This window comes from Streptomyces clavifer (assembly GCF_036345975.1).
GTDB lineage: Bacteria > Actinomycetota > Actinomycetes > Streptomycetales > Streptomycetaceae > Streptomyces > Streptomyces clavifer.
Genome location: NZ_CP107793.1, coordinates 265,188 through 291,723 on the forward strand (window position 1 = coordinate 265,188; position 26,536 = coordinate 291,723).

Genomic DNA, 26,536 nt, shown 5'->3' on the forward strand with positions numbered 1-26,536 from the left:
CACTGATCGGCGCCGCCTCCGTCAGGTACGACGCCGCACCACACCGAACGCAAGGAGGCCTGATGCCGACCCTCGGGGCCATCGCCGACGACTTCACCGGAGCAACGGACCTCGCGACGATGCTCGTCGCCCGCGGGTACCGCACCGTGGTGACCGTCGGCCCCGACACCGTCGCCGACGACTGCGCCGTGGCGGACGCGGACGCCGTGGTGGTCGCGCTCAAATCGCGCACCGCACCCGTCTCCGAGGCGGTCGCCTCCTCGCTCGCCGCGTTCCACGCACTACGCGCGGCGGGCTGCAGCCGTTTCTACTTCAAATACTGCTCCACCTTCGACTCGACCCCGCAGGGCAACATCGGCCCGGTGACGGACGCGCTGCTGAGCGCGACCGGCGAGCGACGAGCGGTCGTCGTGCCCTCGTTCCCCGGCACGGGCCGCACCGTCTACCGCGGACGGCTCTTCGTCCACGACGAGCTCCTCGACGAGAGCCCGATGCGTCACCACCCGCTCACACCGATGCGGGACTCCCACGTGGGACGGCTCCTCGCGCCGCAGACCGCGCACCCGGTGCGGCTCATCGACCTGGAAACCGTACGCTCCGGAGTCGAGGCGCTGAAAGCGGCGCTGGACGATCCCGCCCTGGCCGACGCGCTCGTCGTGGTCGACGCCACCGAGGACGAGGACCTGCGTACCGTCTCCGCGGCGACCCTGCACCACGGGCTGGTGACCGGCGCCGCCGGACTCGCGCTCGGGCTGACCGGCCCACGCCCCGAGGCCTCGCGTGCGGAAGCCGCCTCACGCCCCGGCGATCCGGCGGTCGTCCTCTCGGGCAGCGCCTCCGCGGCCACCCGGGCCCAGGTGGCCCACGGCCGCGCGCACCTTCCCCACCGCAAGCTCGAGATCGCCGCCCTTCGGGCGGACTTCGACACCACGGTGGAAGAGCTGACGACCTTCGCCCGCGACTGCTGGCGGGACGACCCGGGACGGCCGCCCCTCATCTACGCCGTCGACGACCTGCGGGACCTGGACGAGACCGGCGGGGAAGCCACGCCCGCGGCCTCCGTCCTCGTCGAGAAGGCTCTGGCCGCCTGTGCCGTACGCCTGGTCGAGGCCGGCGCACGGCGGCTGCTCGTCGCGGGCGGGGAGACGTCGGGCTCGGTCGTCACCGCGCTCGGCGTGCGCACGCTCACCATCGGCTCCCCCATCTCGCCCGGCGTCACGTGGGCCGGGGCGGACTGCGGTGCCGGGGGTGCCGGGGGTGCCGGCCAGACGGTCGACGTGGCCCTCAAGTCGGGCAATTTCGGCGACACCGACATCTTCACCGCGGCATGGAGCGCCCTCGCATGAACGACATCCGATCCGAGCTCGCCGCCGCGGGCGCCCACCTCGCCTCGCTCGGCCTCAGCCCCGGCTCCTCCGGCAACCTCAGCGTCCGCGAGGGCGCCCTCGTCCACATCACCCCCACCGGGGCGGACCTGTCGGACCTCACCCCTGCCGAGCTCAGCGTCCTCGACCTGACCGGAAAGCACGTCGACGGCCCGAAACCCTCCAAGGAGTTCCCCCTCCACACGGCGTTCTACCGCCGCGAGCCGGGCGCCCGAGCCGTCGTCCACCTGCACTCCCGCCACGCCACCGCGGTCTCCTGCCTGCCCGCCTGGAGCGAACGCAGCGCAATACCGCCCCTGACCCCGTACTTCGTGATGCGTGTGGGCCAGACGCCCCTCCTCCCCTATGCCGCACCGGGCGACATCGGGCAGGCGGCGCAGATGGAGGCCCTGACGTTTCCGTTCCGAGCCGCCCTGCTGCAGAACCACGGCCCCGTCGTCGCCGGCCACTCCGTGACGGCGGCCGTGGACGCGGCCGTGGAACTGGAGGAGGTCGCCGCGCTGCTCCTCGCACTCGGAGACCGGACTCCGCGGCTCCTCTCCCCCGAGGAGATCGCCCCGCTGGCACGGAAGTACGCCTCACCGTGGACGGACAGCCGCTGAACCCGGCACATCCCCGGCGGCCCTCCGGGGCGCACGCCCCGCGCAGGTGCGCAGCGCGCGATCGGACCATCCGCCCGGACGGCACGCAGACCGGAGCCCGGCACGCCTGCCCGGAGCCGACCCGCTCCGGGCGCAGCACCGGCGGCGGCGCCCACGCGCGGCGGTGGCCTCAGTCCGTCGCCGCCGCCCGCCAGGGCCGGAAGAACGCGCGCAGCTCCTGTGCGTAGAGCTCGGGCTCCTCGAACGGCGCGAAGTGTCCGCCCCCTCACGGGCTCGGTCACCCGCACCGTGTTCGCGGTGCGGTCGAGCCATGCCCGCGGTGGGCGCACGATGTCACCGGGGAAGAGCGAGAAGCCGGAGGGCACTTCGACCCGGCGGGCGAGCTGGGCGGGCGGGATCGCCGCGTTCGCGCGGTACATGCGCATGGACGACCCGATCGTCTCCGTGAGCCAGTAAAGAGTGACGTTCGTGAGGAGCTCGTCCTTCGTGAAGCTCCGCTCGACATCGCCGTCGCAGTCGCTCCACGCCCGCAGCTTCTCGACGATCCAAGCGGCGAGCCCGGCCGGCGAGTCGGTGAGTCCGATCGCCGCGGTCTGGGGCTTCGTGCGGTGCATGGAAGCGTAGGCACCCTCGGTCGCGCCCCAGGCGCCGGCCCCCTCGATCCAGGTGACCTCCTCGGGTGCGCGTCCGCCGGGTCGCCGGTGTGGACGGGCAGACCCCCGTCGGTACGGTGGACGGCCACGACCCGGTCGGGGTGGTCGAGCCCGAGGTATCGGCTCACGTGACTGCCGATGTCCCCGCCCGCCGCGCCGAACCGGGCGTAGCCGAGGACGCTCATGAGTTCGGCCCACAGACCGGCGACGGCGATGGAGTCGAGGGGCGGCCCGACGGGCCGGTCGGAGTACCCGTAGCCCGGCATGTCCGGCACGACGACGTCGAACGCGTCGGCGGGGTCGCCCCCGTGCGCGCCGGGGTCGGTGAGGAGCGGGATGACCTTCGTGTAGCGCCAGAACGAGTCCGGCCAGCCGTGGCTGAGGACGAGCGGCAGGACCGGCCCGGCCGGCGCGACGGCCCGGACGTGGACGAAGTGGATCCCGAGGCCGCCGAGCGGGACGCGGAAGTGCGGAAGCCGCGCGAGCGCCGCCTCCTGCGCCGGCCAGTCGAACTCGTCCGCGCGGGCCCCTCTCCCTCCTGCCGTTGACCACCGCTGGACGTCCGTGCTCCGACACCCGAAACCCGCGCCGTTTGTTGAACTTTCACGCAACCTGTTAGGTTCTCTCGTGAGCTTGAACTTTCAAGCATGACTCGCCAACGACCGAAAGGCCCGCGTCCCATGCCTGCCACCCCCCGCACCACCAGCTCTCCGCAGCCCGGCAACCCGTCGCTCCGCGCCTATGACGGGGGCCTGCTCCTGCTGCGACTCGTCCTGGGCCTGACCGTCGCCGCACACGGGGCACAGAAGCTCTTCGGCTGGTTCGGCGGCGGCGGTATCGAGGGCACGGGCCAGTTCTTCGAGATGAGCGGCTACCCCTCCGGCGAAGCGATGGCCGTGATCGCCGGACTGAGCGAGATTCTCGGCGGACTCGGTCTGGCCCTCGGCCTCCTCACCCCGCTGGCCGGCGCGGCCGTCTTCGGCACGTTGGTCAACGCGGTGGCCGTCAAGTGGGGTGGGGGCTTCTTCGCCCCCGAAGGCGTCGAGTACGAGGTCCTGTTGGCCGCGGGCGCGGCCGCACTGGCGCTCACCGGACCCGGCCGGATCGCCGTGGACCGCTTCCTTCCGTGGCTGCGGGCCCACCGCCTCGCATACGGTGTGGCAGCCGTGGCGCTCGGCGCGGTATCCGCCGGCCTCGTCCTGCTCATCCGTAACTGAGGGCAGGGAACCCGTCGACCGGGCAGGCACCCGGACGGCCCGTAGCTGCCTGGTGCCTGCGGTAGGAATGCCTGACCGGCTCCCTCCCCTCGAGGAGGGCCGGTAGCTCATTCCCCCCAGTACCCGAGCGCCAGGTGCCTCCGCGCCGCGGGCGCGCCGCCGCGGTGACGGTGTCCGGGACTGTGCGTGCGGTTGCCGGGCCCGGGTGAGCTGCGGGTCGTCGCCCGGGCACGCCCGGAGGAAGTAAGCCCGCGATGCGCGACGAAGGATGGCGCTGCGGGACGCTGATCGCCCGGGCCGCCTCACCACCGCGGCCGGACGCCCGTCCCGCGAGGGGCCCGCACCGACAGCTGGATCAGCGATCCCCATCCGGCCGACGGGCCCGGCCCGGCAGTCAGCCGGCTTGTTCGGCCGCGCCCGAGGACGGCGACATTTTTCCGGTCCGGACCTCAGCGCTTTCCGGCGCCCTGAGCCCGCGCACCGCCGGAGAGAGAAGCGCTGCGGCACTGGCAAGGACGATCAGGACCGCGCAGGCTGCCAGGGCCGGTCCGGCACCAACGGAATCAGCTGCCGGACCGGCCACGAGGAGACCGAAAGGCGCGAAGGCCAGCGAGCCGAACCAGTCGTAGGAGCTCACCCGGGAGAGAGATTCCTCAGGGATCTCCCGCTGAATCGTGGTGACCCACAACACCGCGACGACATCCGAGGCGATTCCCGCGCAGAACATGGCTACGGCGATCAGCCACACCGGTGCGCTCCCTGCCAGCAGGGCGATCGGAACGGCGGCGGGGAACGTGGCGAGGACAGCCACCAGCACGGGGCGCCGGACCCGCACCCGGGCGGCCAGGCCCGCTCCCGCGAGGGTGCCCAGCGCCTGTGCGGCGACGATGACCGACCAGGCCCGTGCCCCGCCCGGACCCTCATCGGCCACGAGCGGGCCGAGGACACCGACGGTGGCGTTCAGCGCGGCGACCACGACCGCGCACTGGGCGACCACCACCCACAGCCACTGCCGGGAGGAGAACTCCAGCCAGCCCTCGCGCAGATCCGCCCAGCCCGACGACGCCTTCGGCGGCCGCCCCGCCACCCGAAGCCGGAGCACCAGGACCGCGCTCACCGCGAAGGAGACGGCGTTCAACGCCAGCGCCCAGCCCGCACCGACGAGCGCCACTGTCACACCCGACAGCGCCAGGCCCAGGAGGAGGGCCGTGTTGGTGCCCACCCGTAGGAGGGCGTTGGCCTGCTGGAGCCGCTTCCCGGATACCAGCAGCGGCAGCACACCGTCCATGGCCGGCGCGAACAAGGCGGTCGCTGTTCCGGCTACGGCTGCTACGACACACATCGCGGGCAGGGGCGCACGTCCCGTCAGAACCATGACGGCCAGCACCCCGTACGCCAGCATCCCGACCCAGTCGGCCAGGGCCATGAGCCGCACCCGGGACATCCGGTCCGCGATCACCCCACCGACCAGAATGAAGGCCAGCTGAGGCAGCGCCTGGCAGGACAACACCAACGACAGCCGCCCCGGACTCGCTCCGGGCAGCTCCAGGACGGCGAACGCGAGCGCCACCCGGGCGAAGCCGTTCCCCAGGACCGAGATGATCCGAGCGGAAGCGAGCAGGGCGAACTGCGGGTCACGCCGCAGTGGCACCGGATCCGAGGCATCATTCACGGGCACCGACCCTAGGCCACCGCAGCGTACCGACGCAGCTGACCAGCCGCTTCAGGACACCGGTACCAGGGCGCGGCGCGCGCGTACACGTGCCCCGGCACCGTGAAAGGTGCGTGGCAAGGGGTGGCCGGCGCAGCAGGAGCGCGGGCGTCGCCCTCGTGTCCGCGGTCGCCCTCCGTCCGACGCCGTCCGGCAGCGCGACGAGGCCGCGCGGCCCGGAGTGGTGGAGCCCTCACGCCCGGCCCGGGCGGACCCGGGGGTGCGGCCGGCATATGTTGATGCCGTGGAAAGAGGACGCCGGTGGACCGCGATCACGCTGTGGGCGACGTGGTGGGCGGTTGTCACCGCGGCCCTCTGGTTCCTGGGCGCGGTCTTCGATCAGCGGCCGGACCTCGTGGGGTGTGCGGCAAGCGCCGTGCTGGTGATCGTCGTGGGTGAAGTCGCCGATCGACTGCGGCGGCGCTTCTACCCCCGCCGCAGGACGCGCTGACCCTTCGACCGGTCGGCAGGTTGTTCGTCACCCCGCGGAGGCGGGTCCGCGTCCGCCACGGTATGCAACGAAGCGTGCACCCGAGCCGATGCGGCGGGAAACAACTTCCCGTCCCCCAGTGTCTCCTCCTCGAGTGCTCGTCCTGCGGACGCCTCCCACAGGACGGTGCGCGTCCGGCGCGCACGGATCGGCGCGCATACGGCCTGTTCGGCCGTGCCCGGCCGATCCATGGTCCGACAGCACATGGATCCGGCCGCGAACCGCGTGAATTCTGGTGGTCTTCCCAGTCGACCGCACAACAGGAGCCCTGCGATGAGAGACGTGACCGTGACCGACCTGCGAGGAGAACTCGCCGTGGTGACCGGGGCGAGCGACGGTCTCGGCCTGGGCCTGGCCGTGCGGCTCGCCCGGGCGGGTGCCGAGCTGATCCTTCCGGTGCGCAATGCGGCGAAGGGGGCTGCCGCTCTCGACCGCATCCGTACGGACGTCCCCGGAGCTCGGCTCTCCACCCGCGTCCTGGACCTGGCTTCCTTGGCGTCGGTCGAAGGCCTCGCGGACACGTTGAAGGCGGAAGGCAGACCCATCAACCTCCTGATCAACAACGCCGGGGTGATGACGCCCGCCACCCGGCACACGACAGCGGATGGATATGAGCTGCAGTTCGGAACGAACCATCTGGGCCACATGGCGCTCACGAGCCGTCTGCTGCCGCTGCTGCGGGCCGGACGGGCTCGCGTGACCACCGTGACCAGCAGCGCGGCACGCAACGGCACGATCGACTGGGACGACCTGCAGAGTGAGAAGCGGTACGCACCGGTACGCGCCTACGGCCGGTCCAAACTGGCCAACCTGCTCTTCGCACTGGAGCTGAATCGCCGCAGCACGGCGGGCGGGTGGGGCATCGTCGGGAACGCCGCACATCCCGGCACGACGCTGACCAACCTCTACGCGTCCGGCCCGAACCTCGGCCGCACCCGTCCCGAGAGCGACCACTCCGAGCACAGCCGCCTGCTGGCGGCGGATCTGTACAGCGCCCACGCACGTGACGGAAGCGACTCGCGCACAGCAGAGCTCGTCCGCGCACTGCGGACCGCGAGTCCCGAGTTCGAAGCCCTCTGGGCCGAACATCCCGTGCTCGGCCCCTACTGCGCGCCGAAGCGTTTCCAGCATCCGCAGGTCGGAGTACTGGAGCTCCACTGTCAGACGCTGGTCGACCCTGATCAGTCTCAGCGGCTCCTGGTCTTCACACCGGTGGCCGGTACGGAGAGTTACGCGAATCTCCAGCTGCTGTCAGTCCTGGTGGGCCACCTCGGCCGTCCGTGAACCGGAGCCGAGACATCACGCCCGCGGCCATGTGCTTACAGCGCCAGGGGGTGCGCCGGAGCCCGTAATGCCTCACGCAGGTCGAGGTCGATCACCCCGTGCGTGCACCGCAGGACGACCGCATCACTTCGCAGCATCACGCTCGGTCACGTGTTCGCCGACATGGTCGGCGACGGCCGCTGCCAGCAGGGCAGGCAGCAGGCCGGGGAACCGGGCGTCGAGGCTTTCGCGGCGTAGCGTCACGAAGCAGCGGGTGCCCTCCTGCCGGGTCTGCGTGACGCCCGCCTCACGCAGCACCTTGAGGTGATGACTGAGGGTGGACTTGGCGATGGGAGCACGTAGCTCACCCCATCCGCGTTCATTGCCGTCGGACAGCACCCGGACGATTCCGAGCCGCGTCGGGTCGCTGAGCGCTCCCAGCACGCTCGGCAGGGTGATCGTACTGAGGGCGGGTGACGACGAGTGGTCCGGCATGGCGATCAGGCTACCGCTTGTTCGGCAACGGACGAACGATACGGCGTAGCGGTCCGGTACCCGAGGCCCGCCGGTCGACATCCGCGCGACACGCAGGCCCACGGCGCCCGCTCACACTGATGTCACATTTTCCCCGGCCGCGCTGTCAGTAGTCCGTATCTGCAACTCGGCCAGGAGAACACCATGGATTCACGTCTCAACTACTTCGGCAACCCTCTCGCAGGCAAGGTGCTGAAGCACATCAACTCTGCGGGCAAGATCGTTTCGGACTCGGGCCTGCCGTCCGCGACGCAGGAGCTGGTGAAGATCCGCGCCAGCCAGATCAACGGCTGCGGTTTCTGCACCGACATGCACACCAAGGACGCCGCTGCCGCCGGCGAGACGCAGTTGCGGCTCAATCTGGTTGCCGCGTGGCGTGAGGCCACGGTCTTCACCGAGGCCGAGCGCGCAGCACTGGAGCTTGCGGAGCAGGGCACCAGGATCGCCGACGCGGCCGGCGGTGTCACCGACGCCGCCTGGGCGAGCGCCGCCAAGCACTACGACGAGGAACAGCTCGTGGCACTCATCTCCCTCATCGCCATCATCAACGCCTACAACCGCATCAACGTGATCAACCAGCAGCCCGCCGGCAGCTACCAGCCCGGCCAGTTCGGCTGACGGGAGACATCCGGGCCGGTCGGGCACGCGGGGTTACGCCTCCCCGGCCCCCCTGCCGCAGGGGGGCCTCCCGCCGATGTCGCGAGGCCCGCCCCTCCCCCGGAGGGGCGGGCCGGTCACCGGCGTGACACCGATGCCCGCCGCCCGCTTCGGCGCCGCGACCACCCGGCTCGCGCAACGGAGACGCACGCGTTCCGCTGTCAGCCGAGTGTCACTGCTCAGCACGCCTGACCAGAGGGTCCCCTCCGGGGTGCCACTGGAGGGAACCCTCCAGTCGTCCGGCCCGGGCCCCCCTTCCCCCTCCCGCGAAGACCAACGGTGCACCGATGCGCCCCGCGAAGCGCCGGTCAACCTCTGCCAAGTTGTTCGATGTTTTACGAACATCGAACAATTATCGACGGACAGGAAACCCATGCCCAGCACTACAGACCTGCCCTTCTCCGACCGTGTCGCCATCGTCACGGGTGCGGGATCGGGCATCGGCCGCGCAACAGCGGTCGCCCTGGCGACGTCGGGGGCGCGTGTCCTCGGAGTGGGACGCCGGAAGGAAGCACTGGAACAGACGGCCCGCGCCCACTCCGGCATCGTGATCCTGCCGATGGACATCTGCGCGGAGGGCGCCGCGGAGCAGGTGGCGGGAGAGGCCGTGGACCGCTGGGGCCGGCTCGACCTGCTCGTGAACAACGCCGGCATCACCGCCGTGATGCCCTTGGCGGAGACGGACCGCTCAGTCATCACCATGCTCTTCGAGCTCAACGTGACCGCTCCGAGCCTGCTGGCCCATGCAGCCCTCCCCCACCTGCTGGAGTCCTCGGGGTCGATCGTCAACGTATCGAGCACCTACGGACACCGCCCCCTGGCAGGTGGAGCGCACTACGCCGCCACCAAGAGCGCAGTGGAGCAGCTCACCCGGAGCTGGGCACTCGAACTGGCCCCGGCGGGAGTGCGGGTGAACGCCGTCGCTCCCGGGCCGACCACGACGGACGTCCTGGCCGCGGCGGGACTTCCGGACGACACCGTCGACGAGATGTACACGTACGAGCGCGAGCGCATCCCCACGGGCCGGCTGGGCGACCCCGGTGATGTCGCGGAGTGGATCCTGCGTATCGCCGATCCGCGGGGAACGCACGTCACCGGTCAGGTGCTCACGGTCGACGGAGGTCTGGAACTCATCTGACCGCGAGTGGAGTTCGCGCGCCGCGCGAGCCGGTGCGGTGCGATACGACGACCCACAGGTCGTGCACGGCCTGCGCGGCGAACCGATCACAGGACCTTCCCGCGTTGATGCGGCCGAAAATGTGCGGTCCGAACGCTGTGGCGCGGCCGGAGCAGCGACCAGGACCGCGCACCGGACCCGGGTGTCCGTGCGCGGCTGGAAGCGCACCCCGACTGTGGGAGTGGCGGGTACGGTGGTGGCCTCGGCGCCGGAAGGGACGACCATGCACACTGAGGACGACACCGGCTCCCTCGACCGGGCGACACGGGATTTCCTCGCAGCGCGTCCGCAGCTCTTCGGAATCGCCTACCGCGTACTCGGAAGCGCCGTGGAGGCCGAGGACATCCTTCAGGACGCGTGGGTGCGGTGGCAGAAGGCCGACCGCGCGGACATTCGCGAGCCGAAGGCCTTCCTGACCACCGTCACCGCACGTCTGGCCATCAACACGGCCAAGTCCGCCCGGGTCAGGCGGGAGTCGTACACCGGACCGTGGCTTCCCGAACCGGTGGACACCAGCCTGGACCCCCAGGTCGGCGCGGAGCGAGCCGAAGCCGTCGAGCTGGCGGTTCTCCTCCTGCTCGAGAAGCTGAACCCGGTGGAACGGGGCGCGTACGTCATGCGCGAAGCGTTCGACTACCCGTACAGCCGGATCGCCGACATCCTGGAGACGAGCGAGGCCAACGCGCGTCAGCTGGTGAGTCGCGCACGCAAGCACCTGGCTGCCGAGCGCAGGGAGCGCGTGAGCCGTACCGAGCATCAGCGCCTGCTGGAAGTGTTTCTCGCCGCAGCTCAGACAGGCGATCTGAAGGTGCTCGAGGAAGTCCTGTCAGCGGACGTCGTGAGCTACTCCGACGGCGGAGGAGCGCGGGGCGCATCGAAGATTCCCGTCGTCGGGCTTGCTCACGTCGCCCCGTACCTTGTGGCCTTCGCACCACGATTCTGGCCCGGGTCGGACGTTCGCTGGGTCGAGGCGAACGGCCGCCCGGCGGTCCTGGTCACCTCCGAGGGGAACGCGGTGGCTCTGCTGTGCGTCGACGTGTCGGCCGAGGGGATCGACCGGATCATGTGGGTGATGAATCAGGCCAAGCTGGCACCCTACGTGGCGTCGTTGGACAGCTGAGCACCTCTCGATCCGTACTTCCCCTCGTTGGTGGTCACGACGTGGTCCGGTTCTCGCGCCGGCTTTGTGTGGCCGGACACCGAGTGCGGGGACGCTCCTGTCATACGCAGGGCCGTACAGCGCGCGCCTGGCGGTGGAGCGACGGGCATGGATGGTGCACCGCGCCCGTCACGGATGTCCGGCCCACCTCCCTACGAGTCACGAGCTCGCCCGCGCTCGGAAATCCATCCGTTACGCGGTGTCCGGCAGGTCCTCGTGGGGCAGGTCGAACAGGCGCTGCCTCCGCTGCTTGTTGTGGTGCCGCAGTGCGGTCACCCACGGCCACAGATCCTGGGGCAGAAGCTGGGGACAGACGATGCTGTGCGGGATGCGGCAGAGGGTGCCGGTGAGCGGCTCGGCATCCCACAGATTCATGGCGATGCCGTCCGAGGTGATGATCCACCGGCGTCGCGGCGGAACGGTGTGTGCGGGGATGAGTACACGAGGTTCGAGGAGAATCCAGTGCCCCGGGTATCCGGTGTGACGCCGATCCTGCGGAAGGTCGCAGTACGGACAGTCGGGGGGCGCGGGTGGGCGTGGGGCTACGGCGCCTTCGAGGAGCGCGTGGAAGGCGTGGGTGAGGCTGCCGGGATCGTTGCCGGGGCCGGGCTGGGCGTTCTCTATGTCCCCCATGTCTGTAAGGGTCCGGTACTGGCAGTCAAGCCGGGTAGGGCGCGATTCGGCCACACCGCGGCGGTTTCCTGCGCCATCCGCGCGCATCAACGACGGCCGCCCCGGTATCTGTTCCCCGCAGTCCGCGCCGCTGGCGCCCTGAAGAGCTCTGTTCCCGGCAGGGCTGTTCGGCAACTCGGCGACGAAGTAGCTTGGATCAGGTGATCGCGCGTCTGAGGATCGCGTCGCGTAGGCCAGCAGGGCCTGTGGCTGAAGGCGGAATCGTCTGTGGAGTCAAGGACGGGTGCAGGCAATGGTCACCGCGGGAACAGCTCGGCAACGGTGGTGAGGCCGCGCTCGAGCTGACCGTGGAGCCCTGGGCGGAAACGCATCACATTCCTCCGAAGCACACGTGGGTCGTTGTCACCCACTCGCCTGCAGCTGATGGATCATGGTCCGGGACTCTGCGCGGGGATGAACCGTTCCAGGTCGACCATCGACCCGAATCGGTCACAGTGTGGGTCAACGGCGACTGCTTCCACCTCAGCGACACGGTGGGGAACCCGGTCGACTCGGCCGACTGGCAGTGCCCTGCTCAGGGTTCTGACTCTGACTTGATCAGGAGTCGCGCCGATACGGCGTGAATTCATGAGTGAGCCGTCGTCCGGCGCTGCTCGGTTGCGGGGCCATGATCAGCCGACAGGTCGGAGGTTGAGCGTCGGCTTCTTCTGCCGGTTGATCAGAAAAGGCGTGTACGCATGTCCTGCGTCAGCTTCTCAAGGCTCTCGCGCAGCCACTGGCTGCGGACGGCTGGTAGTCGGACCAGAGTGTGGTGGAAGACTGCCGCATCGTGTCTGAAGAGACTGCGGGGATGCGGTGCCCCCGGATCGTCACGCAGGACGCCGTCGGGCATGACGCCCGACGCGGGCGCATGCAGGTGCGGCTCGGGAAAAGCCAACCACCACCACACCCCGAGCGGCAGAGGCACCGGGTGCACCGTGGCGTCCCGGTTGGGCGGGGCCCAGTTTTCCCCCGTCTGCGGATGGACGGGCACGATGAGGATGTCAAGGTCCGCTTCCGGGGCCGGCAGCCCGGGCCCGGCCAGGACGGCGCGCCTCGCCGGCGGACCTGCTGGCAGCAGGGTGTCGAGGCCGCGCTGGAACACCTCCGTGCTCAGGCCCCCCGGTACGGTCACCGGTCGGCCCCCCGACTCCGCCAGGAGATGAGCGAGCGCTCGGCCGGTCGCCGCCTCCCACTGCGGGCTCCAGGACCACCAGTGGTGCGACCCCAGCTGCGGTCCTCCCCAACCGGTGATCGGCTCGAACGGCGGTGTGCTCCTCCCCTCGGCCGCCAGCTCCGCCCAGGAAAGCGGTGCGGCGTCGGCGCCGTCGACGGGACGGCGACGCACCGCTTCAGGGGCGAGCCACACCGCCTGCCAGAGCGAGCAGTCGTCGATCCTGGTCGCCACGGGCAGGCCGCACGTCTCGCAGGCCAAGTTGGGGCCGTCAGCACCATCGAGGCCGCAGCAGTAGCCACCGCACTTCTCCGGGATCAGCACGGTGCCGCGGATATCTCCGGGCGCGATGACGACCGCCCCGGGCGCGCCGTCGGACAGGAAGTGGACCGGTGCGTAGATGCCGCGCGCGGCCGCCTCGTCCGGATCGATCTCCTCCCACCTACGCCACGGAGGTCCCGAGGGCTCCGGCTCCACGGCGAACGTGCCCGTCTCCATAAGGACCGGGAGCTGAATCCCGTTCCCGTACTTCTGATGGGTGTGAACCGGTAGGACCACCCGAGTCAGCGGGGCGCTCAACTCGGCGCCGCACCCCGCACACATGAAGACGAACACATGTCCTCCGGTTGAAAAACAGCATCGTCGCACCTTGGCTGCGGCAGGGCCATGGTGTTTCTCGTTCGCTGCGGGGCCCGAGCGCCCGCTGCGACGTCGACCACGGGATCCAGCGCGAACAGCGCGTTCGCCCCGCGGCCGAGCACCACCTGTGAGGGTGATGGCTCGCCGCAGCGTTGCCCGCGCCCCAAGAGCTCTCGTAACAAAGCGTTCGCGGTGACTACTGAACAGTTCGGGTGGTGTGGTCGCGGAGACGACACCATCCGAACGGCAGGGTGATTTCTCAGCAGGCGGAGCCCGGAGGAGGCTGGGGACCTCCCAGAGGCGCCCAGGACGAGATGACATCGTTCATGCTTGAGCCGCCTACGTAAGTGCCGGCAAGGTTGGCGAGGCTACCGCCGGGCGGCACCGCAACACCACGGCCCTCGAAGTTGTTGTCTGTGTAGAAGCAGATCGTCTGAGCACCGTTGTTGCGGATGGACGAGATGCTGTCCCGCAGACCGGGGCTGACCTGCTTGAGAACGTCGCCCACGTAGCCCGGGACGTTCGATGTGCAGTTCTGCTCGTAGGCGTCTTTACAGACAGTGATTCCGGTGGCCGCTGCTCCCGCCGTGGAGGCTGATGCAGCGCCAACGAAGGCACCCATGAAGCCAATCGTCAGTGCGAGACTTGCGGTCACGCAGGCAAGTCTGTTTTCGCGCATTCCCATAAGGCACTCTCCTCTGTGTTGGGCTCGTCCAGCTGTGTAGCCGTCTGTCGAGCGTTGTTCATGTGTCTGTGCCCAGGTGCCCTCGGGTGGGCCACCTGGGCCGGCGACGACTCGTCAACCTGTAGACCGAGCGCGGACTTGCGTTGTGACACGTACGCGGCCCCGGGGTTCGCATGCAGAAGGCGGCCGTACCGCCCGATCCGGCGACGCAGCTCTTCGCCCAGGACGCCCGGGCCGGCCCGGACTCTGCTGTCGCTCTCCCGCAAGGCGGTGGCCTACCCCGCGGTTCCCCCTGCACCTGGTCGCAGACTGGCACGACAGCCACCGAACGCTCGGCTGAACCAGGACAACCGACGAGTTCCTCGACGCAGCTGTCGCCTACTGCGGCCACTTCTTGACCACCGGTGCCCTGCGGGTCGCGTAGTCGTCGAGGACCGCGTGAGCGGACGGTGGCCTGGTTCGCCGGGTGCCGCCGTCCTCACAGCCCTACGAGCACGAGGCCGAACACGTCCTCGCGTCCGCCTGCATCCTTCGGCACCCTCATCCGCTGTCGGCGTCTGGACGATCGGGCTGCCTCATGCGAATCCGAGGAAGCCCTGGTCGGTTCCGTCGAACTGGAGGCACGAGTCGTGACTCAGGGACGAGCCCGTCACAGCCACTGCCAGCACAGGCGTACACCACCTCGAAACGAAGTGCGGCTTACATAGGGGCGCAGAAGTCACCTGCTTGCTCCTACTCCCTCACCATTCATCACCCGCACACAGAGGTCGTCGAAAGCCAATGCCCCTGACAGCCCAGCCCTGCAAGGCATTCCCCATTACTGCATTCGATTTCCCCTGGGCGGCCACTGAACCACCCCTACGCCAAATCGACCATGCCCACGCGACGGGAAAGTCACCCGACTGGCGGCCCCCACGACGTACGCCGAACCACGGCGCTTCGCCCACCTCCACGCCCGGCGGATGCCTGCCCGAATGCTTTCCTGTGGCTCGGACGAGACCATCGGCTTATTCTGATCCGGCAGAGCTCTGGAATCAGAACAATTCGACAATGACCAGGTATCTGCGGCTGTTGTCTCAAGTGCGCCGACGCACTCCTATTCGCCTTTTCGGGAACGAGTGACTACGCGCTCCGAGGGTTCGCGCCCCTTTCCTGAAGGAGCTTCACACGCTGTCCAGCGGGAGATGTTTCCGCCTTGCGGTGAGACGGAGGTTTGGGCCATGGTCAGGGCAGCGGAATGCATGGAAGAGCCCACCATCGAGGATGGTGCCGCGGCGTGGCGTATCGCACGCGATTCCCGCGTGCTCGACGTGAATTCCTCCTACAGCTACGTGCTGTGGTGTCGTGACTTCGCGGCGACCTCTGTGGTCACCCGCGACGAGAAGGGCCAGGCCGTCGCCTTCGCGACGGGGTACATCCGCCCCGAAGTGCCTGGCACGCTCGTCATCTGGCAGATCGCTGTGGATGAGCACTGGCGCGGTCGCGGCCTGGCCGGCTCCATGCTGGATCACCTCGCCGACCGCCTGCTGTCCCGTGGCGTACTCCAGTGTCTGGAGACGACGATCAGTGCCCGGAACGAGGCCTCACAGCGTCTGTTCCTCGCATTCGCCGAGCGACACGGGGCGCAGTTGGAACGTGAGCTGCTGTTTCCCGCACACATGTTCCCTGACGCACACGAACCTGAGTACCTGCACCGTATCGGACCACTGCTTCGACCCTTCGTCCCGCCGCTCGGAACCCAGCACTCGGATACTCGCCACACTAGGAGCGCGTCATGACTACCCCCCATGCCCTGAGTGTCTTCGAGAGCCTTGAGTCGGAAGTCCGGAGCTACTGCCGCAGCTGGCCCGCGGTCTTCGACCGTGCGCAGGGCGCCCGGCTGACCGACGAGGACGGACACTCGTACCTCGACTTCTTCGCCGGTGCCGGATCGCTCAACTACGGCCACAACAACCCGGTGCTGAAGCGCGCGCTGATCGACTACATCGAGCGCGACGGCATCACGCACGGCCTGGACATGGCCACGACCGCCAAACGCGCGTTCCTCGAGACGTTCGAGAACGTGATCCTGCGCCCCCGCGACCTTCCGTACAAGGTGATGTTCCCCGGCCCGACCGGCACCAACGCCGTCGAGTCGGCGCTGAAACTCGCCCGCAAGGTCAAGGGCCGCGAGTCCGTCGTCTCCTTCACCAACGCCTTCCACGGCATGTCGCTCGGCTCGCTCGCCGTGACCGGCAACGCCTTCAAGCGGGCCGGTGCCGGCATCCCGCTGGTGCACGGCACCCCGATGCCGTTCGACAACTACTTCGAGGGCAAGGTCCCCGACTTCCTGTGGTTCGAGCGGCTCCTGGAGGACCAGGGCTCCGGGCTGAACAAGCCCGCGGCCGTGATCGTGGAGACCGTGCAGGGCGAGGGCGGCATCAACGTCGCACGCGCCGAATGGCTCCGCGCCCTCCAGGACCTGTGCCACCGCCAGGACATGCTCCTGATCGTCGACGACATCCAGATGGGCTGCGGCCGTACCGGCGGCTTCTTCTCCTTCGAGGAGGCCGGCATCGTCCCGGACATCGTCACGCTGTCGAAGTCCATCAGCGGCTACGGCCTGCCGATGTCGCTGTGCCTCTTCAAGGGCGAGCTCGACATCTGGGAGCCCGGCGAGCACAACGGGACCTTCCGCGGCAACAACCCCGCCTTCGTCACCGCCGCCGCCGCACTCGACGCCTACTGGGCGGACGGCCAGATGGAGAAGCAGACCCTGGCCCGCGGCGAACAGGTGGAACAAGCACTCCTGGCGATCGGAGACGAGCACCCTGAGGCCGGAGCCCGGATCCGCGGACGCGGCCTGGTCTGGGGCATGCAGCTCGCTGACAGCCTTCGTGCTGCCGCCGTCTGTTCCCGCGCCTTCGAGCTGGGCCTGCTGCTGGAGACCTCGGGCCCGGAAGGCGAGGTGGTCAAGGTGCTACCGCCGCTCACGGTCACCTCCGCAGAGCTCGACGAAGGCCTGCGCATTCTCGCCAAGGCCGTGCGCGAGACTGGTTGAACCTGACCAGAGGCCGACCGCTCAGGAAGCAAGCAACCAGCGACTTGGGCGCGTTGCATCACCGCACGTGGAATGAGGAACCAGAAGAGAAAGGCACCATCCCACCGTGATCGTCCGTTCGTTCAGTGACATCGAGAACACCGACCGGCATGTGAAGGCCGCCTCCGGAACCTGGGAGAGCAAGCGCATCGTGCTCGCCAAGGAGAAGGTCGGCTTCTCGCTCCACGAGACCGTGCTCTACGCCGGCACGGAGACATCCATGTGGTACGCGAACCACATCGAAGCCGTGCTGTGCACCGAGGGAGAGGCCGAGCTCACCAACGACGAGACCGGCGAGACACACTGGATCTCCCCCGGAACGATGTACCTGCTGAACGGCCACGAACACCACACCCTGCGGCCCAAGACCGACTTCCGCTGCGTGTGCGTCTTCAACCCCCCCGTCACCGGACGGGAGGACCACGACGAGAACGGTGTCTACCCACTGCTGACAGAGGAGGCCTGAACCATGACCACCGATGTACGAGCCGACCTGTACCCCTCGCGCGGCGCCGCCGAGATGACCACTCCCCGCCAGGACCCGGTCATCTGGTCCGCGCCCGGCGCACCCGGGCCGCTCTCCGCGAAGGACCTCCAGGGCTTCGAGCACGACGGCTTCCTCACCGTCGACCAGCTCATCTCCCCGCAGGAGGTGGCCGGCTACCACGCGGAGCTGGAACGGCTGATCGCCGATCCGCGGGTCCGGGCCGACGAACGCTCGATCATCGAGCCGACGTCGCAGAGCGTGCGGTCCGTCTTCGAGGTCCACCGGCTCAGCGAGGCCTTCGCCCGCCTCGTCGCCGACGAACGCGTCGTGGGCCGGGCCCGCCAGATCCTCGGCTCCGACGTCTACGTCCACCAGTCCCGCATCAACGTCAAGCCCGGCTTCGGCGCCTCCGGGTTCTACTGGCACTCCGACTTCGAGACCTGGCACGCCGAGGACGGCCTGCCGAACATGCGGACCGTGTCCGTCTCCATCGCGCTGACCGAGAACCACGACACCAACGGCGGGCTCATGATCATGCCCGGCTCCCACAAGTCGTTCCTCGGCTGCTCCGGCGAGACACCGAAGGACAACTACAAGAAATCCCTGCAGATGCAGGACGCCGGCACACCCTCCGACGAGGCACTGACGAAGATGGCCGACCGCCACGGCATCAAGCTCTTCACGGGCAAAGCCGGATCGGCCACCTGGTTCGACTGCAACGCCATGCACGGCTCCGGGGACAACATCACCCCCTACCCGCGCAGCAACGTCTTCATCGTCTTCAACAGCGTCGAGAACACGGCACAAGAACCCTTCGCAGCCCCCATCCGCCGCCCCGAATTCATCGGAGCACGCGACTTCACCCCAGTGAAGTAAGGGCGGCGCCCCAGGACCACCCCAGGCCGGAAGGATGAGCAGCAGGGAATGGTGGCTCGCGGTCTGAAACCTGCGTTTCGGGGCAGGAGCGATCCGAGAGAGCGACTGGGCTGGTACTGAAGGCGGGGGACATGGGCGATACGGCTACGATCCAAGGGGCCTGGCAGGACCAGCAGGAGCCCGGTGAGGCCGTCGTCGCGGCCGGCGCCAGCACGGCCTATGACATGGAGTCCGGGGAGATTTCCAGCGCGCGGGCTTTCACGCGGGACTTCTTGGCAGACGTGCAGGCCGCCCACGGCGTGAGCGTCTCTTCACGGGTCTCGGAGACCGCGCAGCTGGTCGTCAGCGAGTTGGCCACAAACGTGGTCAAGTACGCCCCGGGGCCGTGTCTGCTGGATCTCGAGGTGCGCGGCAACACATTGACGATCGCGATGTGGGACTCCGGTCCTGTGCTTCCCGCATCCGGGCATGTCGACCCCCAACGCGTGGGGCAGCACGGTCTGGAGATCGTTCTCGCCGTCTGTCAAAGTTTCGAGATACGACGCCAGCCTGTGGGCAAGCGGATTCGCGTGCAGCTGTCGTTGCAGGAAGACCTCCACGACGACCCGGCCGGCCGCTCCCCCTGGGGCCTGCCGTAACCGACAGTGCGTGCTACGGCTCAGCACGAGCTTCCTGCTGGCGTCACTGAGGTTGTTCCGGTGTGGGCGATAGGCGTCCGGGGGACACCCGCTACGAAGCGCGGCTCACCGGCCACCACCCATCCACAGGCCGGTGCAGCACGGTCTGGGCCGACCGATGCCGCATGCACCCGACTCGAGGCATCGCCACCAGTGCGCAGGCGGCCCACTGCGCCCGCATCAGGCCGTCCCCGACGGCGCGGCGACGGGCACAGATCTTGCTTGGGATCCGGCAGCGACCGGGCCCCGGGCAAGATCTGTGCCCGTCGGGATGCGTCGGGTTCAGGACGCGCACACCGCCACGGTCCGAACGGATCCGCCGAGGTTTTCGTCGTCGGTGCCCAGGATGGCTTCGGCTGATCCGGGCAGGCACTCCACTGCCTCGATCTTGTGCTGCGAGAAGGTGGCCGACACCGAGGGGGAAGGCGAGAGCGTGACCCGTACGGCGCCTGCCGACGTCACGGTCACCCGGCCCACGTCGCTCACCGCGGAGTCGAAGGGCCCGTCGTCGCCGGCGTCCGACGCCGAACTGGCGATGATGCGCCCCGAGCCGGTCACCGAGAGGTCGGAGATGTGCCGCGTCGCGTCAGCGGTCGGCTGGAGCGCCCGATAGGGGCGGCGGGTCACGCTGCCGAACTGTGGCTGGCCCCAGGGGGCGAGCTGCAACGGTGCCGCGTACAGCGTGGCGGGACGGCCGGTGCCCGCACCCCGGTCGGCCCACAGCGCGGCCAGCCTCCCGTTCTGACTCACGAGCGCGAGGCTCTCGAAGTCGTCGCCCTCACCGATCGCGGGCAGCGGCGCGTAGTAGACGACGGTGGCCGTGGTGCCGGTGACCTTCAGGCGGTAGACGATGCCGGAGCCGGCCAGGGCCAGGTACTCACCCGGCATCCCGGGGATCGCCTCGATGGCCTCCAGGTCCACGGGCTCCGCACCCTCCCACACGAGCGTGGAGACATCGTGGGAACCGTCCCGGTGCGTGATCCTCGACAGGCGTTTGAGGCCGGTCCGCTTGTTGTCGTGCACGGCCAGGACATCCACCCCGGTCCCGTCCGCGGTACGGCCCTCGAGCGCGATGCCGCTCACACCGCTCCGGACATCAGCGCCCACCTGCTGCCAGACGTCGGCCGCACCGACCGGAGCGGCGCCGAACACCAGCAGCGCCGTCGCTGCGGTGAGCCCGGCCATACACTGCACCATCGGAGCTCTCACGGGATCACTCGCCTTCCTGTCGGACAGACACCCGATCTCGCGCCGGGCAACAAGGCAGTAAGTAGCACGGCCAGTGGCACGTCCCGCGGAAAGCAGTCACCCGGCACGCGGTGCTCACACCAATGGCAGGGTCTGTGCTGTGCCCGCGAAGCCGGTCGAGGACGCGACCGCGAGCCGACCGCGAACTCCGTCGGGGGCAAGCGGTGCGGTGTGCTCCCCGCCAGGCGACGAGTCCAGCGCCCGCCGTCCGATCTGCCACACCTGGCTCTGTTCAGCAGAACGGGAACGAAGCCACTCCGCGTGCGCACACCTCCGGCACCACCGAACTGTTCGGCGCGGAGAACTCAGCCGCTTTCAGGCGACCCCGGCGCCGGGGTCGCGGGGCGGGACCGGGCGCCGGAGGAGGCCGCTGCCACGGTGTTCCCTTCCCTGCCTATGCCGTTAGCGCGTCGTCGAAGCAGGCGTACGCCTCCTCGTCGAAGACAACGAACCGGACCTCGGTAATCGGAGGGAGCGCGGCCTCGCGCACCGTACGCACGGCGATCCGTGCCCCGTCGCCGAGCGGCCAGCCGTAAATGCCCGTCGAGATCGCGGGAAAGACGACCGTCCGGGCTCCCAGCTCGGACGACACCCGCAGGGACTCCCGGTAGCAGGAGGCCAGCAACGCGGACCGGTCCTCCGTGCCCGACCAGACCGGGCCCACGGTGTGGACGACGTGCTCCGCATGCAGCCGACCGGCCGTCGTCGCCACCGCCTGCCCGGTGCGCAGCCCCTTGCCGTAGTGGGAAGCCCGCAGGTCTCGACAGGCGGCGAGAATCTCAGGTCCGCCGCGCCGGTGGATCGCACCGTCCACCCCACCGCCGCCCAGGAGCGAGGAGTTGGCGGCGTTGACCAGCACGTCGGCGTGCTGGTCGGTGATGTCCCCGCGTACAACAATGATCGTCGGCCGTGTCGTCATGTGGCCATCCTGCCGTCAGGACAGGAGAAACACCCAGAATTCCCCACCCGTCTCCTCATACGGACCGGGAACACCGCCCTGCGGCTCACGGTGATGGGCACGTGGCGGGCCGGCCCCAGGACGGGAAGACCTCACCCCCTTCGCTCGTACGACCGTCCACAAAGGCGCTCTCGGCAGGGCACGCGCCGGTTACGCGCAGGTGCCTGGGGCCCTCTTGTCATACCGTCCGGGGCGGTTCCGCGCCGGGCAGGCCGAGAAGACCCCGTGCCACGGCCTCCACAGGCTGGCCGCGTTCCCTGGCCAGGGCGATCACCGCTCGGCAGGCGAGCTCGTTGATCCCGAAGGCCAGGGCATCGGGCGCGACCCATCCCGCCGCCTCGTCGAGGCGGTCCGCGTCGTCCTCGGCGCTCGCAGTCACATAGGTCGCGGCGGCTTCGAAGACGTTGTGCCGCGGCCGGGCCGGGTCCCGCGGCGGAACGGGAACGGGTGGATGGGCGGTGAAGACCTTACGGAGAGGGGCGAGCGCACGACCAACGGCTGTCATCTGAGGCCGCCTTCCCTGAGACGATGCGGCGATGTGGTCGGCGTGGTACACCGATCACCTACCAAGTCTGCCACCGAGCAACAGAGTTCGAACAGGATCAGTCTGGCGAGTACAAACAGTGTGCAGCGGGTGGTCGGGGAACGATGAGCGCTCCGGTTCGTCACAGCCGTGCTCCTACCGCCCATGACCTGACGGCCCGTGAACGCCGCCCGTCTGAGGTCGCTGTGCACGGCACCGGCCCCAGCCCCGCGCGATCTCCACCCGTTCCGCCTCGTCGCCTTCCCTCGCACTCTCGAGTACGGCCCGGGGTCTGGTCCAGGCACTCCCGTTCCACCTGCTCCTGCCCTGCGGCCGAAGAGCCGGCCGAAGCCGCCACCGATCCTGTGCCACGGGTCCGCCCCCGCGGCCTGGACCGGGGTGGCTGTCGCCGACACGGGAGGCCGCGTCAGCCCCTGAGTTCGAACGCCCGGTGGAAGAGGCTGCTGAGGGAGGGGTCGGTCCAGAACGCGTTGTCACAAAATCCGATGGAGCCGTTGTAAGCGACGATGAATCCGTGGTCACCGACATGGAAGGTGATGCCGTCCTCCCAGTGTCCGATATTGGTGACCCGGACAGTGGGAGCGTCTTTGTCGCTGTACCAGTGGTCGACCCTGAAGGTGACCTGATCGCCACGGACGGACACCACCGTGCCCTCGAAGGCTGTCGTGTGTTCTGTCGTCCGTTCGCGCAGACTGCTGACGGTGGGTCCTGCGCACCTGGCTTGGCCGCTCTCACCTGCGGCCTCGAGGACAAGCGCGGACGGGGTGGCATCGTGGGAGCCCATCGCGCCCCAGGCGATGCCACCCGCCACGATGAGTGCCGCTGCTGCTACGAGTGCCAGACGGCGGCGGGGCCGGTGGGAGGGTGACGGCAGGGTCCGCGCATCGCTGTCGACGGTCATGGTGGCCTCCATCAGCCGGTGGGGATCGAGTGGAGGAGCCACCGAGGCCGACGCGGGGTCGGCTTCCTTCAGCCGGGCGAGCAGTTCCGCATCGTTCACCGGTCGCTCCTTCCTTGTCCTTCTCCAGACTTATGTGCGGCCAGGACGCCGTTCTTTCGCTCCAGCATCGCGGCAAGTCTTTTCTTCGCCCGATGCATTCGGATGCTGACGGCGTTCGGTGTCATTCCGATCGCCTCGGCAATCTCGCGCGGCGCCAGCCCCTCCCATGCCCAGAGCAACAGCACCTCGCGGTCGACCGGGCTCAACCTCGCCAGTGCGGAGTCCAGCTCACCGTCACCGATGTCCTGAGTCCCCGGCCACGACGCAGGAGCCCGTGTGGCACGGGTCAGCCGCTCCACCAGCCGCAGCCGACGCGCTTCGGCCCGGCGCGCGTTGGCCAGACAGCCACGAGCAACCCCGTGTGTGCTGGCCGGCTTCAGCAGGCGTCGTACTTCCAGGCATCGTCCTCCCATGTCCAGGGCTGTTCCTTCTTGTCGAACTTCGGCAGGCCGGTCACCTTGTACGAGACGCTGGCAGTGTCCCCCAAGAGGTTCGCGCCGATGTCCGCCGCCTCATGGTCCGGGCCGTAGTCCTTCGCAGCCTGGGTGACTACGGCACCGTGTGCCTCTGGCGTGATCTGGGCCCGGCAGCGCTGGGACAGGGCGCGGTAGGCGGTGTCGGTGTCGCCCTCGAAGTACGCCTTCGTGTAGTAGCCCACGGCGTTACTCAGTTCGGCGGCATCGTCGCGGGGCGGGTCGGCGCTCTCCTTGGCGGAAGGGACGGCGGCGGACGAGGACGGTTTACTCTCGGCCGCGTCGTCGTCGTCCGAGGCGCAGGCGGTCAGTGCGGCAAGCAGCAGGGCAGCGGTGGTGAGCGAGGTGGTGGCGCGGGTGTACAAGGGGCCCCCAGGATGGTGCGGTCAGTGGAGGAATGCTGGCACAGAAGGCCGCGAACATTCCCATAGGTACGGGATTGAAGCAGGGCCTGCCCTGGTGGGCATAGCCGGCCCGACCGTGGTCAGGGACGGCGGGGGGGCGGGGCTGTCCGGTGTCGGCAGAGCGTGCGTTGGCCGTCGAGTTCGCGCTGGTCGAACCGCGGTGGGCCAGTGGGCTACCAACGCGGCCTGGCCACGCGGCCGGCCCGGCAGCACGAGTGCGCGGGAGCGGACCGTCACCGGCGCCCGTAACCCGTACTCAGCGAAGGACGGAAACAACCCCGAAGCCCACGCCAGTGTCTCGCGTCGGCCCGACGCGGCCTCCCCCGCCCCGTGCAGCTGCCCCGTGACGTCGGTGTGGCAGGGTGCCTGAGTCCGGGGCGGGTAGCTGGTGCCCGTTACCAGCGACCCGCCCGGGACACGCCCGGGACCGCCCCGACACCACCAGGACGCAGGCGGTGACGGCGTCGATGCCGTCAGCCAGGCGGATGTGGGCGCACAGGAATTCGGAACACCCGTACCGCCAACTGACGGTCTGTGTGAAAGTGGCAGCATGGTTACAGGACGGGAGTCGCGGTGGGAGAAAGACGCGATGACGGTGGAGATCATGTTCGCCCTCGTGACCGCTGCCGTTCTGGCCGCGGCCGTGTTCGGCTTGCTCTTGGTCCCGGCCTTGGTCGTCGGTCTCTCCGAACCCGCAGGGAGAACACTGACCGCCGTAGGGACCGTGCTAGCCATCGTCGCTGCCGTCTGGCGGGTGGTGCGGGTGCTGCTCCGCTTCGACGCGCGTCGACACCGGAGGCTTTGACCCCCGGCGCAACAGCCAGGCCGCGGCCGGCCGGAACACCCGACGCGGCCCCCAGGAAACCGCCGTGCAACCGGACAGCAGACACGACGACGACCACAGAACGCACGTCGATGCGAGGACCCCACGTGCGCGGGGAGCAGAGCTGTGGGCCCTGCTCGCGGTTCACCAGGCCGTCCGCCGCTCCGCGGATTCCGCCGCTGCCAGTGGGCCGGTCTTGTGTATGCCGATCATCTCTCCTAGCTGCGCGGTGTCCGCATCGCCCGGCGTACTGTGCCGTCCCAGCAGGACACCTCCAGGCGCTCGCTGTCCCACGCTTGGAAGAAGGTCGGCCAGGAAGCGCGGTCCCGTCTGCTGCCGTCCCGGTCCGGCCAAAACTGGCCCCGCGCGGTCAAGAAAGCGATGCGGTGGCCGATTTGAGACTCGGAGCGGCCGTAGCAAGGTCAAGCCGGAGCGATGGGCGCACGATGAGACCACCAAACACAGAGCGAGCACCGGGGCGCCGGCAGACCCCGGACTTCGCGCTCAATCGCCTTACAGCTGATCGCCCGCACCGGGTGATTCCGGAGGATGCGTCCCGCCACCGTCCTTGAGATCTCTCTCGCAGGTCGGTCCGTTGTAGGACTGGTCATTGGGGATCAAGAGCACTTCGGCAACTTGCTCAGGGTGTTCGAGGGTGAGCCAGTCGTCGCCCGTGAGGGCATCGTCCTGCCCGAGCCGCGCCTGGGACGGATAGACCGTCAGACACCCCAACGCCACACGCTCCCTATCGACCGCGCAGGCATCGACTGCAGGGGCGGATGTCTCGTCCGCGCCATCGAAGCGGTAGTGGAAGTTGACCCGGTCACCTTCGAAGGGCACTTGCGGGTGGGTCTTCAGGCGCCAGCCAACGACCTCGGCGGTGACCCCGAGAGGCTGACCAGACGTGTCCTCGACCTGCACCCTGACACCGGCCTCACCGCGCTCCGCCCTCGTGTCGGTGCAGTGCCAGAGGGCAGAGCAGCCGGACAGAGCGAGAACCATCGGAGCCAACGAGACACCGGCGAGTACCCGTGCGGGAAACACTGACATGACCTCCGGTCAGAGTGAGGCGGAGCAGTCTATCCCGCGGCCCGGTAGCTGCGGGTGATGGCGACGAGTGCCTGCGGCGGCGGAGCCGAAGCGCAGAGATGCCCTGCGAACTGGGCGGGTGCATCAAGCAACTGCGTCACGGCTTGAGCCCGCGAACCCCGGAGCCCCCGCGGGTGCGGGGAGCAGGCCAGGCAGATATGAGTGATGCCTAGTGTTGGATCAGGCCATCGACCGGGACAGGATCGACGTGCCCGGTTGCCGGAAGGGCTTGGGCCAGGGAGAGCCCAATGTCGACCAGCGATGATCGGCGCAGGCCAGCGACGTCGGAGATCGTGGTCCAGACTGACTCGACGATATCGCCGTTCGGCTCAGGCCGGAGCCGGCCGCCAGTGATTCGGACCCGGTAGAAGACGCCGACATTCTGGTGTTCGACTCCCGCCCGAGCCTCGGCCGCAGGGATCACTCGTGAGTCCACTCCGATCAGGCGATCCACCACCGCGGTACAGCCTGTCTCCTCGGCGACCTCTCGGATCACCGCATCGAACGGATCCTCCCCGCGCTCGACCCGGCCGCCCGGAAGAGTCCAACTACTCTCGCCTGCCGGTGACACGTAGCGGGCGAGCAGCACCCGCCCGTTTTCGATGCACACGGCATACGCAGCCAACCGAAAACTCATCCCCCGCACCTCCCGACCGTGACCCTATCCAACGTCCGAGATCCGCGCATCGCTCCGCGAGTGGAGCCGGAACAACTTCCGATTTCCCTCGACCGGGGCTCGAGTCATACGGGGCCGAAGGGACGGGACCCTCATCGCGAGACCACGAGAACCGTAACGGGGCCCCGGCGGCCGAGCCGCACGACCACGCCATCGGCCGGTCGCGCGGGGAACTTACGCCGAA

27 protein-coding genes and 1 pseudogene are annotated in these 26,536 nt (G+C 69.1%); 14 read left to right on the forward strand and 14 right to left on the reverse strand.

What is annotated here, in order from left to right:
* Positions 1 to 62 precede the first annotated feature (62 nt).
* Together otnK and OG927_RS01050 are read left to right on the forward strand one after the other, a co-directional pair.
* Positions 63 to 1,346: a 3-oxo-tetronate kinase gene (otnK, locus tag OG927_RS01045; RefSeq protein ID WP_330319523.1), complete on the forward strand. Its 1,284-nt coding sequence runs from the start codon at positions 63 to 65 to the stop codon at positions 1,344 to 1,346.
* Positions 1,343 to 1,987 carry a class II aldolase/adducin family protein gene (locus tag OG927_RS01050; RefSeq protein ID WP_056789882.1) on the forward strand — a complete coding sequence of 215 codons (645 nt, stop codon included), beginning with the start codon at positions 1,343 to 1,345 and terminating at the stop codon, positions 1,985 to 1,987. The genes otnK and OG927_RS01050 overlap by 4 nt, the downstream gene beginning before the upstream one ends.
* Positions 1,988 to 2,156: 169 nt before the next feature.
* Here the strand turns inward: OG927_RS01050 and OG927_RS01055 are convergent.
* Positions 2,157 to 3,161, reverse strand: a pseudogene (locus OG927_RS01055) (epoxide hydrolase); the annotation flags it as partial.
* 159 nt (positions 3,162 to 3,320) lie between these two features.
* Between OG927_RS01055 and OG927_RS01060 the strand changes: the two are divergent.
* The gene (locus tag OG927_RS01060; RefSeq protein ID WP_056789879.1) at positions 3,321 to 3,857 is read left to right on the forward strand and encodes a DoxX family protein; all 537 of its coding nucleotides are present in this window, start codon (positions 3,321 to 3,323) and stop codon (positions 3,855 to 3,857) included.
* Between the two features lie 394 nt (positions 3,858 to 4,251).
* On the opposite strand, the gene OG927_RS01065 is transcribed toward OG927_RS01060, so the two are convergent.
* Positions 4,252 to 5,529, reverse strand: a complete 1,278-nt coding sequence (locus OG927_RS01065; protein ID WP_274922973.1) for an MFS transporter — start codon at positions 5,527 to 5,529, stop codon at positions 4,252 to 4,254.
* Between the two features lie 283 nt (positions 5,530 to 5,812).
* On the opposite strand from OG927_RS01065, the gene OG927_RS01070 reads away from it, so the two are divergent.
* Positions 5,813 to 6,019 carry a DUF2637 domain-containing protein gene (locus tag OG927_RS01070; protein ID WP_124283310.1) on the forward strand — a complete coding sequence of 69 codons (207 nt, stop codon included), beginning with the start codon at positions 5,813 to 5,815 and terminating at the stop codon, positions 6,017 to 6,019.
* 312 nt (positions 6,020 to 6,331) lie between these two features.
* Positions 6,332 to 7,342, forward strand: a complete 1,011-nt coding sequence (locus OG927_RS01075) for an SDR family oxidoreductase (protein ID WP_330319524.1) — start codon at positions 6,332 to 6,334, stop codon at positions 7,340 to 7,342.
* A 123-nt stretch (positions 7,343 to 7,465) separates the two neighbouring features.
* Here OG927_RS01075 and OG927_RS01080 read toward each other — a convergent pair whose 3' ends face one another.
* Positions 7,466 to 7,816, reverse strand: coding sequence for an ArsR/SmtB family transcription factor (locus OG927_RS01080; RefSeq protein ID WP_124283308.1), 351 nt, complete (start codon positions 7,814 to 7,816; stop codon positions 7,466 to 7,468).
* A gap of 183 nt (positions 7,817 to 7,999) precedes the next feature.
* On the opposite strand from OG927_RS01080, the gene OG927_RS01085 reads away from it, so the two are divergent.
* From OG927_RS01085 to OG927_RS01095, 3 genes are all read left to right on the forward strand, one after another.
* Positions 8,000 to 8,473 (forward strand): carboxymuconolactone decarboxylase family protein, encoded by a 474-nt coding sequence (locus OG927_RS01085; protein ID WP_056789863.1) that lies wholly within the window; start codon positions 8,000 to 8,002, stop codon positions 8,471 to 8,473.
* Between the two features lie 412 nt (positions 8,474 to 8,885).
* The gene (locus tag OG927_RS01090; RefSeq protein ID WP_330319525.1) at positions 8,886 to 9,650 is read left to right on the forward strand and encodes an SDR family NAD(P)-dependent oxidoreductase; all 765 of its coding nucleotides are present in this window, start codon (positions 8,886 to 8,888) and stop codon (positions 9,648 to 9,650) included.
* Between the two features lie 262 nt (positions 9,651 to 9,912).
* Entirely contained in the window at positions 9,913 to 10,809 is an 897-nt protein-coding gene (locus OG927_RS01095; RefSeq protein WP_056789857.1) for an RNA polymerase sigma-70 factor, read from the forward strand.
* 231 nt (positions 10,810 to 11,040) lie between these two features.
* On the opposite strand, the gene OG927_RS01100 is transcribed toward OG927_RS01095, so the two are convergent.
* The 3 genes from OG927_RS01100 to OG927_RS01110 form a co-directional block, all read right to left on the reverse strand.
* Entirely contained in the window at positions 11,041 to 11,481 is a 441-nt protein-coding gene (locus tag OG927_RS01100; protein ID WP_124283307.1) for a DUF6083 domain-containing protein, read from the reverse strand.
* Between the two features lie 718 nt (positions 11,482 to 12,199).
* A complete protein-coding gene (locus tag OG927_RS01105) occupies positions 12,200 to 13,309 on the reverse strand; it encodes a hypothetical protein (protein WP_330319526.1) in 1,110 nt (369 codons plus the stop codon).
* 283 nt (positions 13,310 to 13,592) lie between these two features.
* Positions 13,593 to 14,018 (reverse strand): peptidase inhibitor family I36 protein, encoded by a 426-nt coding sequence (locus OG927_RS01110; RefSeq protein WP_124283305.1) that lies wholly within the window; start codon positions 14,016 to 14,018, stop codon positions 13,593 to 13,595.
* A 1,220-nt stretch (positions 14,019 to 15,238) separates the two neighbouring features.
* Here OG927_RS01110 and ectA point away from each other — a divergent pair.
* From ectA to OG927_RS01135, 5 genes are all read left to right on the forward strand, one after another.
* A complete protein-coding gene (gene ectA / locus OG927_RS01115; RefSeq protein ID WP_330319527.1) occupies positions 15,239 to 15,796 on the forward strand; it encodes a diaminobutyrate acetyltransferase in 558 nt (185 codons plus the stop codon).
* Positions 15,793 to 17,058 carry a diaminobutyrate--2-oxoglutarate transaminase gene (gene ectB, locus OG927_RS01120; protein ID WP_330319528.1) on the forward strand — a complete coding sequence of 422 codons (1,266 nt, stop codon included), beginning with the start codon at positions 15,793 to 15,795 and terminating at the stop codon, positions 17,056 to 17,058. Before ectA ends, ectB begins: the two co-directional genes overlap by 4 nt.
* A gap of 106 nt (positions 17,059 to 17,164) precedes the next feature.
* On the forward strand, positions 17,165 to 17,563 hold the full coding sequence (locus tag OG927_RS01125) for an ectoine synthase (protein WP_056785815.1): 399 nt from the start codon (positions 17,165 to 17,167) through the stop codon (positions 17,561 to 17,563).
* 3 nt (positions 17,564 to 17,566) lie between these two features.
* Positions 17,567 to 18,460 carry an ectoine hydroxylase gene (gene thpD / locus OG927_RS01130; RefSeq protein WP_209470759.1) on the forward strand — a complete coding sequence of 298 codons (894 nt, stop codon included), beginning with the start codon at positions 17,567 to 17,569 and terminating at the stop codon, positions 18,458 to 18,460.
* Positions 18,461 to 18,591: 131 nt separating this feature from the next.
* On the forward strand, positions 18,592 to 19,098 hold the full coding sequence (locus OG927_RS01135) for an ATP-binding protein (protein WP_056788217.1): 507 nt from the start codon (positions 18,592 to 18,594) through the stop codon (positions 19,096 to 19,098).
* Between the two features lie 321 nt (positions 19,099 to 19,419).
* Here OG927_RS01135 and OG927_RS01140 read toward each other — a convergent pair whose 3' ends face one another.
* The 6 genes from OG927_RS01140 to OG927_RS01165 form a co-directional block, all read right to left on the reverse strand.
* Positions 19,420 to 20,322 carry a hypothetical protein gene (locus tag OG927_RS01140; RefSeq protein WP_330319529.1) on the reverse strand — a complete coding sequence of 301 codons (903 nt, stop codon included), beginning with the start codon at positions 20,320 to 20,322 and terminating at the stop codon, positions 19,420 to 19,422.
* Positions 20,323 to 20,779: 457 nt separating this feature from the next.
* Positions 20,780 to 21,304, reverse strand: a complete 525-nt coding sequence (locus OG927_RS01145; RefSeq protein ID WP_056787567.1) for an O-acetyl-ADP-ribose deacetylase — start codon at positions 21,302 to 21,304, stop codon at positions 20,780 to 20,782.
* Between the two features lie 217 nt (positions 21,305 to 21,521).
* Positions 21,522 to 21,848 carry a hypothetical protein gene (locus OG927_RS01150; RefSeq protein ID WP_209471192.1) on the reverse strand — a complete coding sequence of 109 codons (327 nt, stop codon included), beginning with the start codon at positions 21,846 to 21,848 and terminating at the stop codon, positions 21,522 to 21,524.
* Positions 21,849 to 22,293: 445 nt separating this feature from the next.
* Positions 22,294 to 22,887: a hypothetical protein gene (locus OG927_RS01155; RefSeq protein WP_124283302.1), complete on the reverse strand. Its 594-nt coding sequence runs from the start codon at positions 22,885 to 22,887 to the stop codon at positions 22,294 to 22,296.
* Complete coding sequence (locus OG927_RS01160; protein ID WP_241192008.1) at positions 22,884 to 23,186, reverse strand: RNA polymerase sigma factor; 303 nt, start codon at positions 23,184 to 23,186, stop codon at positions 22,884 to 22,886. Before OG927_RS01160 ends, OG927_RS01155 begins: the two co-directional genes overlap by 4 nt.
* 77 nt (positions 23,187 to 23,263) lie before the next feature.
* Complete coding sequence (locus OG927_RS01165; protein WP_124283300.1) at positions 23,264 to 23,725, reverse strand: hypothetical protein; 462 nt, start codon at positions 23,723 to 23,725, stop codon at positions 23,264 to 23,266.
* Positions 23,726 to 24,314: 589 nt separating this feature from the next.
* Here OG927_RS01165 and OG927_RS01170 point away from each other — a divergent pair.
* Positions 24,315 to 24,569, forward strand: coding sequence for a DUF6332 family protein (locus tag OG927_RS01170; protein WP_056787584.1), 255 nt, complete (start codon positions 24,315 to 24,317; stop codon positions 24,567 to 24,569).
* Between the two features lie 531 nt (positions 24,570 to 25,100).
* Here OG927_RS01170 and OG927_RS01175 read toward each other — a convergent pair.
* Positions 25,101 to 25,589 carry a hypothetical protein gene (locus OG927_RS01175; RefSeq protein WP_330319530.1) on the reverse strand — a complete coding sequence of 163 codons (489 nt, stop codon included), beginning with the start codon at positions 25,587 to 25,589 and terminating at the stop codon, positions 25,101 to 25,103.
* A 256-nt stretch (positions 25,590 to 25,845) separates the two neighbouring features.
* Positions 25,846 to 26,313, reverse strand: coding sequence for an NUDIX hydrolase (locus OG927_RS01180; protein WP_056787587.1), 468 nt, complete (start codon positions 26,311 to 26,313; stop codon positions 25,846 to 25,848).
* Between the last annotated feature and the right edge of the window lie 223 nt (positions 26,314 to 26,536).

What these genes read in the sequence shown, in the direction of transcription:
- otnK (WP_330319523.1), top strand. Translation starts at nt 63, where the DNA reads ATGCCGACCCTCGGGGCCATCGCCGACGACTTCACCGGAGCAACGGAC.
- OG927_RS01050 (WP_056789882.1), top strand. Translation starts at nt 1,343, where the DNA reads ATGAACGACATCCGATCCGAGCTCGCCGCCGCGGGCGCCCACCTCGCC.
- OG927_RS01060 (WP_056789879.1), top strand. Translation starts at nt 3,321, where the DNA reads ATGCCTGCCACCCCCCGCACCACCAGCTCTCCGCAGCCCGGCAACCCG.
- OG927_RS01075 (WP_330319524.1), top strand. Translation starts at nt 6,332, where the DNA reads ATGAGAGACGTGACCGTGACCGACCTGCGAGGAGAACTCGCCGTGGTG.
- OG927_RS01080 (WP_124283308.1), bottom strand. Translation starts at nt 7,816, where the DNA reads ATGCCGGACCACTCGTCGTCACCCGCCCTCAGTACGATCACCCTGCCG.
- OG927_RS01085 (WP_056789863.1), top strand. Translation starts at nt 8,000, where the DNA reads ATGGATTCACGTCTCAACTACTTCGGCAACCCTCTCGCAGGCAAGGTG.
- OG927_RS01090 (WP_330319525.1), top strand. Translation starts at nt 8,886, where the DNA reads ATGCCCAGCACTACAGACCTGCCCTTCTCCGACCGTGTCGCCATCGTC.
- OG927_RS01095 (WP_056789857.1), top strand. Translation starts at nt 9,913, where the DNA reads ATGCACACTGAGGACGACACCGGCTCCCTCGACCGGGCGACACGGGAT.
- OG927_RS01100 (WP_124283307.1), bottom strand. Translation starts at nt 11,481, where the DNA reads ATGGGGGACATAGAGAACGCCCAGCCCGGCCCCGGCAACGATCCCGGC.
- OG927_RS01110 (WP_124283305.1), bottom strand. Translation starts at nt 14,018, where the DNA reads ATGGGAATGCGCGAAAACAGACTTGCCTGCGTGACCGCAAGTCTCGCA.
- ectA (WP_330319527.1), top strand. Translation starts at nt 15,239, where the DNA reads ATGGTCAGGGCAGCGGAATGCATGGAAGAGCCCACCATCGAGGATGGT.
- ectB (WP_330319528.1), top strand. Translation starts at nt 15,793, where the DNA reads ATGACTACCCCCCATGCCCTGAGTGTCTTCGAGAGCCTTGAGTCGGAA.
- thpD (WP_209470759.1), top strand. Translation starts at nt 17,567, where the DNA reads ATGACCACCGATGTACGAGCCGACCTGTACCCCTCGCGCGGCGCCGCC.
- OG927_RS01135 (WP_056788217.1), top strand. Translation starts at nt 18,592, where the DNA reads ATGGGCGATACGGCTACGATCCAAGGGGCCTGGCAGGACCAGCAGGAG.
- OG927_RS01140 (WP_330319529.1), bottom strand. Translation starts at nt 20,322, where the DNA reads ATGGCCGGGCTCACCGCAGCGACGGCGCTGCTGGTGTTCGGCGCCGCT.
- OG927_RS01145 (WP_056787567.1), bottom strand. Translation starts at nt 21,304, where the DNA reads ATGACGACACGGCCGACGATCATTGTTGTACGCGGGGACATCACCGAC.
- OG927_RS01150 (WP_209471192.1), bottom strand. Translation starts at nt 21,848, where the DNA reads ATGACAGCCGTTGGTCGTGCGCTCGCCCCTCTCCGTAAGGTCTTCACC.
- OG927_RS01170 (WP_056787584.1), top strand. Translation starts at nt 24,315, where the DNA reads ATGGTTACAGGACGGGAGTCGCGGTGGGAGAAAGACGCGATGACGGTG.
- OG927_RS01175 (WP_330319530.1), bottom strand. Translation starts at nt 25,589, where the DNA reads ATGGTTCTCGCTCTGTCCGGCTGCTCTGCCCTCTGGCACTGCACCGAC.
- OG927_RS01180 (WP_056787587.1), bottom strand. Translation starts at nt 26,313, where the DNA reads ATGAGTTTTCGGTTGGCTGCGTATGCCGTGTGCATCGAAAACGGGCGG.